Below are 12624 nucleotides of genomic sequence, written 5' to 3' on the forward strand. Positions count from 1 at the left end.
CGCGCCACGGTCCAACCGGCTTGACAAGCACACCCTTCGCTCACTAAATGTGCACACTCCGGCACGGAGCGTGCGTGTCGGACTGAATCCTGGTCGGACTGAACCCTGACCGAACCGGCACGAGTCGGAGCGAACCCGACCGGAAGCAGGAGGCACGGCCATGGACACCCCGACGGAGGTCCCCGCCCCGGCGGCAGGCACCCCCGACCTCACCGACCCCCGCTTCTGGCAGCTACCCGCCCCCGCCCGCGCCGCCGCCTTCGCCGAACTGCGCCGCCGCCCCGCCCCCGTCTACTTCGGCGACCGCGCCACCGGCCGGGGCTTCCACGCCCTGGTCCGGCACGCCGACGTGGTCGAGGCGAGCCGCAACCCCGCGGTCTTCCGCTCCGCCCCCGGCGTGACCACCCCCGAACCGGCCCGCTGGGTCCGCCTGCTGTTCGGCGACTCGATGGTCAACCTCGACGACCCCCGGCACGCCCAGCTGCGCCGGATCGTCTCCCGGGCCTTCTCCCCGCGTCTGCTCGGCCGGGTCGAGGAGGACGTCCGGCGCGTCTGCGCCGCCCTGGTGGACGCGGTCGAGCGCGACCGGCCCGAGGACTTCGTCCGCCCGGTCGCCGCCCAGCTCCCGTTCCAGGTGATCTGCACCATGATGGGCATCCCCGAGCAGCCCCGCCGCACGATCCTCGAGCTGGTCGACCGCAACTCCGCGGACGTCGGCGTGGCGCGGCCGCTGCGCCGACGGTTCCGGGTGCCCGGGCGCGGCCTGGCGGCGCTCGCCCGGATGCAGGGCATCGTGGCCGCGGTCGGCCGCGAGCGCCGGCGCCGTCCCGCCGAGGACCTGATCTCCGCGCTGGTCGCCGCCGACGTGGACGGCCGTCGGCTCACCGGTCGCGAGCTGGGCGCCTTCTTCTCGCTGCTGCTGGTCGCCGGGGTCGAGACCACCCGCAACGCGCTCGCCCACGGGCTGCACCTGCTGACCGTCCACCCCGAGCAGCGCGCGCTGCTGCTCGCCGACCTGGACGGCCGGCTCCCAGGGGCGGTGGACGAGATGGTCCGCCACGCCACCCCGATCGTCCAGTTCCGCCGGACCGTCGCCGTCGACCACGAGCTCGGTGGCCCCGGCGGCCCGCTGTTGCGGGCGGGGGAGAAGGTCACGCTGTACTACGGCTCGGCGAACCGGGACGAGACGGTCTTCCCCGATCCGGAGGCCTTCGACATCACCCGCACCCCCAACCCCCACCTCGGCTACGGCGGCGGCGGGCCGCACTACTGCCTGGGCGCGCACCTGGCCCGGCAGGAGATGACGGCGCTGTTCCGCGAGCTGTTCACCCGGCTGCCCGGGGCGCGGTCGGTCGGCGAGCCGGTGCTCGTCCCGTCCAGCTTCGACCACCGGGTGCGCGCACTGGGCTTCACCTTCTGAACCTTCTGAACCCGCACCGCTCCACGTCGCTCAGACGGACAGCTCCCACACCGCATGGTCGTGCGCGAACATCGCATGGCACGGCCGGTGCTCCGCGACCCGGTCCAGCCAGGCCCGGTAGCCGGGCAGCGGCGCCGCCACCCCGTCGCGCGCGGCCTGCCGGGCCAGCACCGCCTGCCCGTACTCGGAGGCGAAGTCGTACGCCTGCCCGGCCAGCAGCACCCGGGAACCGTCCAAGCGCTCGACCAGCAGGGACTGGTGCCCCGCGGTGTGGCCGGGCGTGGGCAGCACCCGGACGCCGGGCCAGAGTTCGGTCTCGCCGTCGAGCTCCTGGTAGACGGCGCCGGGGAAGTCGACCAGGGCGTCGATGGTGTAACCGCCGCGCTGGGCGGTGGCCAGTTCCTCGGCCTGGACGAGCACCGGCGTCCCGGCGAACAGCGGATTGCCGCCGCAGTGGTCGAAGTGCAGGTGGCAGTTGACCACCAGGTCGATGTCCGAGACCGCGACGCCGGCGGCCGCGAGCGCCTCCGGCAGCGGGCGGCGGGACGGGCGGTAGTGCGCCTCGGTCTCCGGCGAGCCCGCGCCGATCCCGGTGTCGAACAGCAGCAGCGACCCCGGGCCGCGGACCAGGTACGCGAGCACCGGCTCCACCCGCGGTTCGGGGCCGCCCACCTCGGCGGCCGGCCGGACGATGTGGCCCAGGTCCAGACGGCGGATCGTGTGCATGCGTCCCCCTTGTCGCTCAGCCCCCGTGTGTCGGCCGTGGTGGCCGCCGTTCGCACCCTACCCGGCGCCCGGAAGCCGCCGGCGGGACTTCGCCTGCTTGTCCGTCAGGCCTGCTCCGGCCAGCGGGAATGCGGGGCGGCGTGGGCGGCCGGGCGGACGGCCGGGTGGCTGCGGTGGCGTGCGTCACGGCGGGCGGTCCGGATACGGAGCACAATGCGCGGCATGACCGATCGTCCGACACCGCCCGAGTCCGTGCCCGGGCGCGGGTCCCAGCAGCCCGGGGCCCGGCTCGGGGCCCGGCCCGAGTCCCGGGCCGCAGGCAGCCCCACCGCCGACCGCCCCACCGCGGAGGTCTGGGCCGCCCTCGGCGGGCCGGCCGAGCTCCTCGACCGGGTGGCCTTCCACGGCCCGCAGGGCGGCCTGCCGTCGGGCCTGCCGGTGAGCCGGTTCGCCCGGGCCACGGTGGCCGCCTGCTCACTGGCCGCCGCCGAACTCGGCGCGCTCCGCAGTGGCGGGCCGGTCCCCGCGGTCCGGGTGGACGAGGGGGCGGTCGCCACCTCCTTCGTCAGTGAGCGGCACCTGGAGATCGACGGCCGCAAGCCGGTCGGCTTCGCCCCACTCTCCGGCTTCTGGCGCACCGCCGACGGCTGGATCCGCACCCACGCCAACTACCCGCACCACCGGGACCGGCTGCTCGCCGTCCTCGGACTCGCCCCCGACGCCGGGCCCGAGCAACTCGCCGAGACGCTCAGCAGGATGCCGGGTGAGCAGGTGCAGGAGCGCGCCTACGCGGCCGGGGCGCTCGCCGTGGCGGTCGCGCCGGTGAGCACGGCCGCGCACCCCCTGGTGGAGTGCCGGGAGATCGGCGCCGCGCCCGTGCGCCCGCTCGCCCCGGCCCCGGTGGACCAGCCCGCCGCCGGGATCCGCGTCCTCGACCTCAGCCGGGTGATCTCCGGACCGGTCGCCACCCGCACCCTTGCCCTGCTCGGCGCCGACGTGCTGCGGATCGACTCGCCCCGGCTGCCCGAGGCCGAGGACGCCCACACCGACACCGGTTTCGGCAAGCGCTCCACCCGCCTCGACCTCGCCGACCCGGCCGACCGCGCCACGTTCGAGGGCCTGCTCGACACCGCCGACGTCGTCGTCAACGCCTACCGGCCCGGCTCCCTCGACGCCCACGGCCTCGCCCCCGAGACGCTGTTCGCCCGCCGGCCCGACCTGATCCTCGCCCGGATCAGCGCCTGGGGCTGGACCGGCCCGTGGGCCGGACGCCGCGGCTTCGACAGCCTGGTCCAGGCCGGTGTCGGGATCGCCGCCCACGAGGCGGGACCCGACGGCCGGCCCGGCGCGCTGCCCGCCCAGGCACTCGACCACGGCACCGGCTACCTCCTCGCCGCCGCCGTCCTGCGCGCCCTCACCGAGCAGCGCACCCACCGCCCCGGCGGCCGCCACCTGCGCTTCTCCCTCGCCGGCTCGGCCTCCTGGCTGATGCACGGCATCCCGGCCGAACCGGCTGGCCCGGCCGCGCCGGTCGGCCCGGCCGAACCGGGGCTCGCGGGCACCGAGCCGTACGACCCGGCACGCTGGCTCACCGAGACCGACTCGGCGTACGGGCGGCTGCGGTACGCCCTGCCGCCGATCGGCTATGTCGGCGCCCCCACGGACTGGGCCGGCCCGCCCGGGCGTTGGGGGACGGACGCGCCGGTCTGGCGCTGAGCGGGGCCGTCCGTGACGGGCGGGGCGGGGCGGAGCGATCCGGGGCGGTGGGCTGGGCCGGGGTGAGCGGTGTCGGTGCGGTCTGACAGCATCACCGCATGACCGCCTCACACGCCACCGATTTCACCTGGTTCGAACAGCGCTACCCCGTCCTGGGCGAGGCCTACTGCCTCACCCACGTCCAGGCGATGACCGGTGAGGAACTGCTGCCCCGCTTCGACGCCCTGACCGGCCGGGAGGTGACCGGGCTGAACGCGGTCGTCGCCGCCTGGGAGACCTTCGACGACGGCGAGGACGAGGAGGCCGAGCAGCTCCTCGGCCCGGACGAGGACCGGCTGCTCGTCGCCGTCACCGAGCTCGACGGCTGGGCCCTCGCGATCGAACCGTACGGCTACCTCGGCAGCCTGCCCGAGGTCATCTCCCGGCTCACCGAGGGCACCCGATTGGTCTCGCACTTCCGCAACGTCAACGCGGCGGACCACTTCAACTGGTGGGAACGCGCCGACTGCCGCCTGCAGTTCGAGCCGCTCTTCCCGGACCAGCGGCACGGCGACGACGCCGACGCCCCCGGCATCCCCGAACTGCTGACGGCCTGCGGCTTCCGGCTGGACGGCGAGCGCGGCGAACTGCACACCGAGGCCGCGTTCGCGCTCGCCGAGCGGCTCACCGACGTGCGGCTCACCCCCGAACGGCTGGAGGCCGCCACCTTCCGGCTCGGCTACGCGCGCCGACCGTAAGGCCGCGGCCTCCCCGGCGGTGGCGGCGGGTCAGACCCCGGAGGGGATCCGCTTGGCCCGGCCGCGCACCTGGACGGCGGTCGCGATCTCGACCACGCCCAGGATCACCAGCCAGCACCCGGCCAGCACGGTCAGCGCCGCGATCGAGCCGACCGGCCAGACCATCAGCAGCACGCCGGCCAGGGTGTTGGCCACGCCCGCGAAGGCCTGCCAGCCGCGGGCGGGCATCAGCGGGTCGGAGATCGCGGCGGCGAGCTGGGTGATGCCGCGGAACAGCCAGCCGATCCCGATCCAGAGCGCGAGCAGCAGCAGTGACTGCACCGCACTGCGGAAGCAGAGCAGCCCGAGCAGCACGCTGATCGCGCCGCTGATGAAGGCCAGCACCCGCAGGGCGGTGGTGGCGTGGGTGCCGAACGCGGCGACCAGTTGCACGACGCCGATGACCAGCAGGTAGAGGCCGAACAGCACGCCCACCACCAGCAGCGTCTCCCGTGGCCAGGCGAAGACGACGATCCCCAGTCCGAGCGAGGCCACTCCTGCGGCCAGCAGCACCTGCCAGGCGGCCTTGGCGAGCAGGCCGAGCGGGCCCTGGACCGGGGTTCCGTCGGGGGTGATGATCGGAGGGGCCACGGCGGCGTACTCCTCGTGGTCGGGGGCGGAGAACGAACCCCAGCCTCCGCGCACCGTCACCGTACCGCCCGCCGGGTACGTCCGTTCGAGTCACCACGGTCTCCGAACCGACACCCACCGGCCACCTGCCATCGATACCATCCGTCGGTATGACTTCTGAAGGGTGGGGGACCCCTCCGGTCGAGCCGATCAGCCAGCACTACATCGTGTGCGGGGGCAACGCCCTGGCCCACCGGCTGGTCCTGGAACTCGTCGAGCACTACGAAGTCCCGGTCGTCGTCCTGGTCACCGACCGCACCCGTGACCACGCACCGCGGATCGAAGAGATCGCCGGCGTCGCCGCCGTCGTCGAATACCCGAACATCACCGAGGAAGCGCTGCGCGCGGTCTCCGTCGACACCGCCCGCGGCCTGGCCCTGGTCGAGGGGAGCGACCAGGAGAACATCCACGCCGCGCTCAGCGCCCAGGGCCACAACCCGGACATCCGGATCGTCTTCCGGATGTTCAACCAGCGCCTCGGCGAGAACATCGAACGGCTGCTCAGGAACGGCGCCGCGCTCTCCGGCTCCGCCACCGCCGCACCGGCCTTCGCCGCAGCGGCGCTCGGCCGGCCCAACTCGGTGGAGATCGGCGGCCGTTACCTGCACATCGCGTTCGACGACGCCATCACCACGGACCGGATCTGTGTGGTCGCCGACCACATCGACCGGCAGGACCTCAGCAAGATCCGCCTACTGCCGGAACAGGAGGGCGACTCGGCCGAGTTCGTCCGGCTCGCCAGGGAGTTCGGTGACGACGGACCGGTCCGGCCCGGCGGGGTCCACCGCGAGACGGTGCTTGGGCCTGGGCCCGAGCCGGGGCCCGAGCCGGGGCCGGGACCTGGCGTTGCGCCCGAGCCCGAGCCCGAGCCCGAGCCCGGGGCCGGGGAGTCGCCGGGCGGGATCGCCGCCCTCCAGGCGCTGCGGATGGAGCCCGGGGAGCCGATCAGCTGGGCGCGGCGGCTGCGCTGGCGGGTGCTCGACACCATGCGCTTCTTCACCAGCGCCCGGATGCGGCTGGTGCTGCTCACCGCGCTCGCCGCCGTGCTGCTGGCGTTCAGTGTGCTCTGGTACCTCAGCCGGGACTTCGGCTGGACGGTCTACATCTCCCTGCTCGACCTGGCCGGCGCCGCCCAGCCCGACCAGCAGGCCGACATCGCCGCCGGGACGGGTACGGGCGGGGCTTGGCAGCGGGGCGCCCAGGTGGTGATCACCCTCTGCGGGATCACCTTCGCACCGGTCGCCACCGCCATCGTCGTCGAGGTGCTCGGCTCCGGACGGCGCGGACTGCCGCGCAACCCGAGCGCCGGCACCAGGGACCACGTGATCGTCGTCGGGCTCGGCAACGTCGGCACCCGGGTCGCGACCCAGCTGCACGAGATGGGGGTGCCGGTGGTCTGCCTGGAGCGCGACCCGCAGGCCCGCGGCATCGCCGCCGCCCGGGCGCTCGGCATCCCGGTCGTGCTGGGGGACGGGCCGTTCGAGGAGCAGCTGCGCCGGGCCCGGTTGAAGCACAGCCGGGCGGTGGTCGCGGTCAGCGGGGACGACGCCACCAACCTGGAGGCGGCGCTGGAGGCGCGCCACGGCAACCCCGAGGTCCGGGTGGTGGTCCGGCTGTTCGACGACAACTTCGCCGGCCACTTCTACAAGACGCTGGACAACGCGGCCTCCCGCTCGGTCTCCTACCTGGCCGCGCCCGCCTTCGCTGCCGCGCTGATGGGCAGTGAGGTGCGCGGGACGCTCTCGGTGTTCCGGCACGCGCTACTGATCGCCGAGCTGACGGTGGAGGACGGCAGCGGGCTGATCGGCCTGAACCGGCACGACCTGGAGGATCCGGGCGGCGTCCGGATCATCGCGGTCCGCTTCGCCCGCAGCGACCAGCTGCACTGGGGCTTCGCCGACCGCACCCGGCGACTGGCCCCGGGCGACCGCATCGTGGTCGCCGCCACCCGCAGCGGGCTGGCGCGGCTGAACACGGTGCTGGTGGAGGAGGGCTGACGGCGATCAGCTGACAACAAACAGATGACAACAAACAGATGACAGCGAACAGATTTCAGATGATGAAATCTGTTCGCTGTCATCTGTCATCTGTTCGCCGTCACCCGTCAGCTGCGGCCGGTCGTCAGCGGTTCTCGAACTTCGGCGCCCGCTTCTCGGCGAAGGCGGCCATGCCCTCCTTCTGGTCCGCCGTGGCGAACACCGAGTGGAACAGCCGGCGCTCGAAGCGGACGCCCTCGGCGAGCGTCGTCTCGAAGGAGCGGTTGACGCTCTCCTTGAGCATGACCGCCGCCGGGGTGGACATCGCCGCGACGGTCTCGGCGGTGGCCAGCGCCTCGGTGAGCAGCTGGTCGGCCGGGACGATCCGGGCGACCAGGCCGGCCCGCTCGGCCTCCTCGGCGCCCATCATCCGGCCGGTGAGGCAGAGGTCCATCGCCTTGGCCTTGCCGATGGCGCGGGTGAGGCGCTGCGAGCCGCCGATGCCCGGGAGGACGCCGAGCTTGATCTCCGGCTGGCCGAACTTCGCGGTGTCCGCGGCCAGCAGGATGTCGCACATCATCGCCAGCTCGCAGCCGCCGCCCAGCGCGAACCCGGCGACCGCCGCGACCACGGGCTTGCGCAGCGCGCCGAAGCGGTCCCACGGGCCCAGCCAATCGTCGAGGTAGACGTCCGGGAACCGGTTTCCCTGCATCTCCTTGATGTCGGCGCCGGCCGCGAAGGCCTTCTCCGAGCCGGTGATCACCAGACAGCCGATCTCCGGGTCCCGGTCGAACGCGGTGGCGGCCGCCACGACCTCGTTCATCAGCTGGGTGTTCAGCGCGTTCAGAGCCTTCGGCCGGTTGAGCGTGATCAGCCCGACCCGGCCCTTGCGCTCGACCAGGATCGTCTCGTAGGTCTCGGTCTCGCTCTCGGTCATCGCCGTACTTCCAATCCGCTGCTCGGCCATTCCACTGCTCGCCGCCGTAGGGGCGCGCCCTGACCACCCAACGATCTACGACGCGCCCCGTCCCGCGCCAGTCTTGGTATGCGAGACGCCGGTCACCAGGGCAGCGGGGGGTTCAGAACCGGACGCCGTACCGTTTCGCGGCCTGCTGTACGGTTTCGGCCTTGACCTCGCCCCGGCGGGCGAGCGCGGCCAGCGCGGCGACGGTGACCGACTCGGCGTCGACCCCGAAGCGCCGCCGGGTGGCCGCCCGGCTGTCCGAGAGGCCGAAGCCGTCGGTGCCCAGGGAGGTCCAGTCCTGCTCGACCCAGGGGCGGATCTGGTCCGGCACCGCGCGCATCCAGTCGCTGACCGCCAGCACCGGGCCGGGCGCCCCGGCCAGTGCCCGGGTGACGTACGGGACGCGGTCCGCCGCGCCGGTGCCGGCCGCGGCCCGGGCCAGGTTGGCGGCGTCGCAGTCGAGCGCCTCCCGGCGCAGCTCCGTCCAGGACGGTGCGGACCAGACGTCGGCCGCCATGCCCCACTCCTCACCGAGCAGCCGCTGTGCGGCGAGCGCCCAGTGCACGGCGGTGCCGGAGGCGAGGAGTTGGAGCCGTGGCGCGTCGGCGGGCAGGGCGCCGGGGTCGGCCGCGCGGTAGCGGTAGAGCCCGCGCAGGATGCCGTCGACCACTGCCTCCCCGGCCACGCCCTTCCTGGTCGCTCCCTCCCCGACGACCTCGCCCCCGACGACCTCGCCCCCGGCCGCCGGGCCGCCCGGGAGCGCGGGCTGGGGCAGTGGCTCGTTGTAGACGGTCAGGTAGTAGAACACGTCCTCGCCGTCCGGGTGTTGCTCGCTGCGGCCGTACATCCGGCGCAGTCCCTCGCGGACGATCACGGCGAGCTCGTAGCCGAAGGCCGGGTCGTAGGAGAGCGCGGCCGGGTTGGTGGAGGCGATCAACGGGGAGTGCCCGTCGGCGTGTTGCAGGCCCTCGCCGGTCATGGTGGTGCGCCCGGCGGTGGCGCCGATCAGGAAGCCGCGGCCCAACTGGTCGGCCAGGGCCCACATCTGGTCGGCGGTGCGCTGCCAGCCGAACATCGAGTAGAAGATGTAGAAGGGGACGACCGGCTCGCCGTGGGTGGCGTACGAGGTGGCCGCAGCGGTCAACGAGGCCATCGAACCGGCTTCGGTGATGCCATCGTTGAGAATCTGTCCGCTCACCGACTCCTTCTAGTGCAGGAGTTGGTCGCGGTCGACCGGGTCGTAGGTCTGCCCGAGCGGGGAGTGGATTCCGGCCGTCGGGAAGAGTCCGAGGGTCTGCAGCGAGCGCAGCGCCTCGCGCACCGGCGCCTGGCTGACGTTCAACTCGGCCGCCAGGCGCCGCTCGACGATCCGGTCACCGGGCTGCTACCGACCGCCGACCCCTCCAGCAGCAGCCCGCGGTCATGGCGTTCTCCAGACGTTCCGTGGGCGGGTGTTCCGAGGGCCAGGCGTTCGGCGGGGGTGGCCGCTCAGGCGAGGCCCAACTCGTCGCCCTCGCGCGGGGCGAGGAAGCTCGCGACCGAGGCCTCCGTCACCTCGGCGAGTGTGCGCGGCGACCACTGCGGATCGCGGTCCTTGTTGATCACCTGGGCGCGGATGCCCTCGGCGAGGTCCGGCCGGTCCAGTGCGGCACAGGAGATGCGGTACTCCTGGTCGAGCGCGGCCTCCAGCGTCGGCAGCGTACGGGCGCGGCGCAGCGCGGCCAGGGTGACCTTGACGGCGGTGGGGGAGTTCCCGAGGAGCAGCTCGGCGGCCTCCTTCGCCTCCGGCACGCCGGAGTCGAGCAGGCGCCGGACGATCTCCTCGACGGTGTCGGCCGCGTAGCAGGCGTCGATCCACTCCCGCTGAGCGGCCAATCCGGCGGGGCCTGCGGTTCCTGCGGCCCCGGTGGTTCCGGCGGTCGGCGCGGGCTCGGCGTGGGCGGCGACGGTCGCGGCCGGGTCGGCGCCACCGGCGAGGGCGTCGAGCAGCTCGGGTAGGCGGGAGGACGGGACGTAGTGGTCCGCGAAACCGCACAGCAGCGCGTCGGCGGGGCCGATCGAGGCCGAGGTGAGCCCGAGGTGGGTGCCGAACTCGCCCGGGGTGCGGGCGAGCAGGAGGCTGCCACCGACGTCCGGGACGAGCCCGATCCGGGTCTCGGGCATCGCGATCACGGAGCGCTCGGTGACGATCCGCAGTGCGGCGTGGGCGGACAGGCCGATGCCGCCGCCCATGGTGATGCCGTCCATGATCGCGACGAAGGGCTTCGGGTAGCGGGCGATCAGCGCGTTCACCCGGTACTCGTCGCGGAAGAAGGCGCGGGTGCCGGCGCCGCCGGCCGTGACGTCGGCGTGCATCGCGCGCAGGTCCGCCCCCGCGCACAGGCCGCGCTCACCGGCACCGGTCAGGACGACAGCGCGAACCCGGTCGTCGGCGGCCCAGTCGTCCAGCGTCGCCCGGATGGCGGTGATCATGCCGTGGGTCAGGGAGTTGAGGGCCCGCGGGCGGTTCAGCACGATCCGCCCGAGGCCGCCGTCGCCGTCCAGGACGGCCTGGACCTCCTGGACCTCCTGGGTCTTCTGGACCGCCGCCGCCTCTGCCGCCGCTGCGCTCATCGGAACCGCTCCCGTTCCCTCGGTGATCTCGCCTGCCGCGGTCCACCGTACCGGGGCGGTCGGGCCGTTGTGATCACGAGGCCGCCCGGGCCCGCCGGGGCCTCGGGAGCGGGGTGGCAGGGGTGGCGGTTGTGGCCGCGGTCGTGGCGGACGGCTGCGGCGGGCGACGGCGGCGGGTGGCTAGGGCCAGGCGCGCAGGGCGAGTTCGGCGACGCGGCCGAGCTCCTCGGCGGTGGCGCCGTCGCGGGCCTGCTGGGACATCCCTTGGATGACCGTGGCGAGGTACCCGGCCAGCGCCTTCGGGTCGGACCCGGGCGGCAGTTCGCCGTCCTGCCGGGCGGCGAGCAACCGGTCCTCGAAGACCTGCCGGTTCCGGTTGCGCAGGTCGCGCAGGAGGGCCTGGACCCCGGCGTCCTGCGGGGTGACGTTGGTGGCGGCGCTGATCACCAGGCAGCCCGCCGGGTGGGACGGGTCCGGGTAGATCGCGGCGGCCTCGCGCAGGATCCGGGCGAAGGCGGCCCGGGCGCCGGTCTCCTCGGCCAGCGCGACGCCGACGAACGCGCCGACCGGGGAGTGTCCGTACCGGCGGACGACCTCCTCGAAGAGCGAGCGCTTGTCGCCGAAGGCGGCGTAGAGGCTGCCGGGGCGGATGCCCATGGCGGTGGTCAGGTCGGTGACGGAGGTGGCCTCGTAGCCGCGTTCCCAGAACAGCCGGGTCGCGGCGGACAGGGCCTCGTCCCGGTCGAAGGCGGGTGGCCGTCCGCGTCGGGGGCGGGGGGCCGGGCCGGCCGCCGGCGCGCTGTCGGGTGTCGCTGCCTCGGTCATGGATCGAATTTTAGAGCAGTCACTCAAGAAGTGTGTGCTAGGTTCTTTATTGAGCGATCGCTCAAGAAATGTGGACGCAGCAGGAGGGGCTCGGTCATGGGTACGTACGGACTCGAGGGCAAGGTGGCGCTGGTCACCGGCGGCAGCAGGGGGATCGGTCGGGCGATCGCCCGCCGGCTCGGACGGGACGGCGCCGTCGTCGCGGTCGGCTACGCCCGGGACGAGACGGCGGCACGGGAGGTGGTCGACGGGATCCGGGCCGACGGCGGGCGGGCCTTCGCGCTGCGCGCCGAACTCGGGCGGCACGGGGACGCGGCCGCGCTCTGGACGGCCTTCGACGCGGAGGTCGGGGCGCACGCGCCCGGCGGCGGGGTCGACATCATCGTGAACAACGCCGGGATCGGGCGCAGTTCGGACCTCGCGGCACTGACCGAGGAGGGTTTCGACGAGGTGTTCGCGGTGAACGTCCGGGCACCGTTCTTCGTGGTCCGGCACGGGCTGGAGCGGATGCGGGACGGCGGCCGGATCATCAACATCTCCAGCGGGGCCGCCCGGCTCGCGATGCCGGAGATCATCGCCTACGGCGCGACCAAGGGCGCGCTCGACACCTTCACGCTCAACCTGGCCAAGCAACTGGGCCCGCGCGGGATCACGGCGAACTCGGTCGCACCCGGAGTGGTGGACACCGACGTCAACGCGGGCTGGCTGCGCGGCAACCCGGAGGCACAGGCGCACGCGGCCTCGCTCGCCGCGCTCGGCCGGGTCGGGCAGCCGGAGGACATCGCGGACATCGTCTCCTTCCTGGCCTCGGACGATGCGCGCTGGGTCACCGGGCGGGTCATCGACGCCACGGGCGGCGCCGGGCTGTAGGCGGGACGGAGCCGGGCGGGGCGGGGCGGGCGAGACGGGGGTGGGCGAACGACGAACAGCTGACAGATTTCAGATGATGAAATCTGTCAGCTGTTATCCGTCGTCTGT

The 12624-nt window shown here is 73.9% G+C and carries 11 protein-coding genes and 1 pseudogene; 5 read left to right on the forward strand and 7 right to left on the reverse strand.

All coding sequences use genetic code 11. The annotated features are described in order from the left end of the window. Nucleotides 1–160: 160 nt before the first annotated feature. Nucleotides 161–1420 carry a cytochrome P450 gene (locus ACZ58X_RS03810; protein ID WP_470332069.1) on the forward strand — a complete coding sequence of 420 codons (1260 nt, stop codon included), beginning with the start codon at nt 161–163 and terminating at the stop codon, nt 1418–1420. Nucleotides 1421–1450: 30 nt separating this feature from the next. On the opposite strand, the gene ACZ58X_RS03815 is transcribed toward ACZ58X_RS03810, so the two are convergent. Next, a complete protein-coding gene (locus ACZ58X_RS03815; protein ID WP_470332070.1) occupies nt 1451–2146 on the reverse strand; it encodes an N-acyl homoserine lactonase family protein in 696 nt (231 codons plus the stop codon). A 222-nt stretch (nt 2147–2368) separates the two neighbouring features. Here ACZ58X_RS03815 and ACZ58X_RS03820 point away from each other — a divergent pair, with 222 nt between their 5' ends. Beyond that, nucleotides 2369–3862: a CoA transferase gene (locus ACZ58X_RS03820; protein ID WP_470332071.1), complete on the forward strand. Its 1494-nt coding sequence runs from the start codon at nt 2369–2371 to the stop codon at nt 3860–3862. A 98-nt stretch (nt 3863–3960) separates the two neighbouring features. Beyond that, nucleotides 3961–4599, forward strand: coding sequence for a DUF6461 domain-containing protein (locus ACZ58X_RS03825; RefSeq protein ID WP_470332072.1), 639 nt, complete (start codon nt 3961–3963; stop codon nt 4597–4599). Nucleotides 4600–4629: 30 nt separating this feature from the next. Here the strand turns inward: ACZ58X_RS03825 and ACZ58X_RS03830 are convergent, their stop codons facing one another. Further along, a complete protein-coding gene (locus ACZ58X_RS03830) occupies nt 4630–5229 on the reverse strand; it encodes an HdeD family acid-resistance protein (RefSeq protein ID WP_470332073.1) in 600 nt (199 codons plus the stop codon). A 149-nt stretch (nt 5230–5378) separates the two neighbouring features. Here ACZ58X_RS03830 and ACZ58X_RS03835 point away from each other — a divergent pair, with 149 nt between their 5' ends. Beyond that, on the forward strand, nt 5379–7265 hold the full coding sequence (locus ACZ58X_RS03835) for an NAD-binding protein (protein WP_470332074.1): 1887 nt from the start codon (nt 5379–5381) through the stop codon (nt 7263–7265). Between the two features lie 124 nt (nt 7266–7389). On the opposite strand, the gene ACZ58X_RS03840 is transcribed toward ACZ58X_RS03835, so the two are convergent. From ACZ58X_RS03840 to ACZ58X_RS03860, 5 genes and pseudogenes are all read right to left on the reverse strand, one after another. Beyond that, nucleotides 7390–8181, reverse strand: a complete 792-nt coding sequence (locus ACZ58X_RS03840; RefSeq protein ID WP_470332075.1) for an enoyl-CoA hydratase — start codon at nt 8179–8181, stop codon at nt 7390–7392. A gap of 142 nt (nt 8182–8323) precedes the next feature. Continuing rightward, complete coding sequence (locus tag ACZ58X_RS03845) at nt 8324–9406, reverse strand: transketolase-like TK C-terminal-containing protein (RefSeq protein WP_470332076.1); 1083 nt, start codon at nt 9404–9406, stop codon at nt 8324–8326. Nucleotides 9407–9478: 72 nt separating this feature from the next. Further along, nucleotides 9479–9592: pseudogene (locus ACZ58X_RS03850) on the reverse strand (GntR family transcriptional regulator); the annotation flags it as partial. Nucleotides 9593–9696: 104 nt separating this feature from the next. Beyond that, complete coding sequence (locus tag ACZ58X_RS03855; protein ID WP_470332077.1) at nt 9697–10821, reverse strand: enoyl-CoA hydratase/isomerase family protein; 1125 nt, start codon at nt 10819–10821, stop codon at nt 9697–9699. A 180-nt stretch (nt 10822–11001) separates the two neighbouring features. After that, on the reverse strand, nt 11002–11646 hold the full coding sequence (locus ACZ58X_RS03860) for a TetR/AcrR family transcriptional regulator (RefSeq protein ID WP_470332078.1): 645 nt from the start codon (nt 11644–11646) through the stop codon (nt 11002–11004). 96 nt (nt 11647–11742) lie between these two features. Here ACZ58X_RS03860 and ACZ58X_RS03865 point away from each other — a divergent pair, with 96 nt between their 5' ends. After that, nucleotides 11743–12516 (forward strand): SDR family oxidoreductase, encoded by a 774-nt coding sequence (locus ACZ58X_RS03865; RefSeq protein ID WP_470332079.1) that lies wholly within the window; start codon nt 11743–11745, stop codon nt 12514–12516. The last annotated feature ends 108 nt before the right edge of the window (nt 12517–12624 follow it).

The sequence above is a fragment of the Kitasatospora sp. NPDC040550 genome (assembly GCF_055594965.1).

Bases quoted from the DNA above. Each gene is read 5' to 3' on its own strand.
- ACZ58X_RS03810 (WP_470332069.1), top strand. From the start codon at position 161: ATGGACACCCCGACGGAGGTCCCCGCCCCGGCGGCAGGCACCCCCGAC.
- ACZ58X_RS03815 (WP_470332070.1), bottom strand. From the start codon at position 2,146: ATGCACACGATCCGCCGTCTGGACCTGGGCCACATCGTCCGGCCGGCC.
- ACZ58X_RS03820 (WP_470332071.1), top strand. From the start codon at position 2,369: ATGACCGATCGTCCGACACCGCCCGAGTCCGTGCCCGGGCGCGGGTCC.
- ACZ58X_RS03825 (WP_470332072.1), top strand. From the start codon at position 3,961: ATGACCGCCTCACACGCCACCGATTTCACCTGGTTCGAACAGCGCTAC.
- ACZ58X_RS03835 (WP_470332074.1), top strand. From the start codon at position 5,379: ATGACTTCTGAAGGGTGGGGGACCCCTCCGGTCGAGCCGATCAGCCAG.
- ACZ58X_RS03840 (WP_470332075.1), bottom strand. From the start codon at position 8,181: ATGACCGAGAGCGAGACCGAGACCTACGAGACGATCCTGGTCGAGCGC.
- ACZ58X_RS03855 (WP_470332077.1), bottom strand. From the start codon at position 10,821: ATGAGCGCAGCGGCGGCAGAGGCGGCGGCGGTCCAGAAGACCCAGGAG.
- ACZ58X_RS03860 (WP_470332078.1), bottom strand. From the start codon at position 11,646: ATGACCGAGGCAGCGACACCCGACAGCGCGCCGGCGGCCGGCCCGGCC.
- ACZ58X_RS03865 (WP_470332079.1), top strand. From the start codon at position 11,743: ATGGGTACGTACGGACTCGAGGGCAAGGTGGCGCTGGTCACCGGCGGC.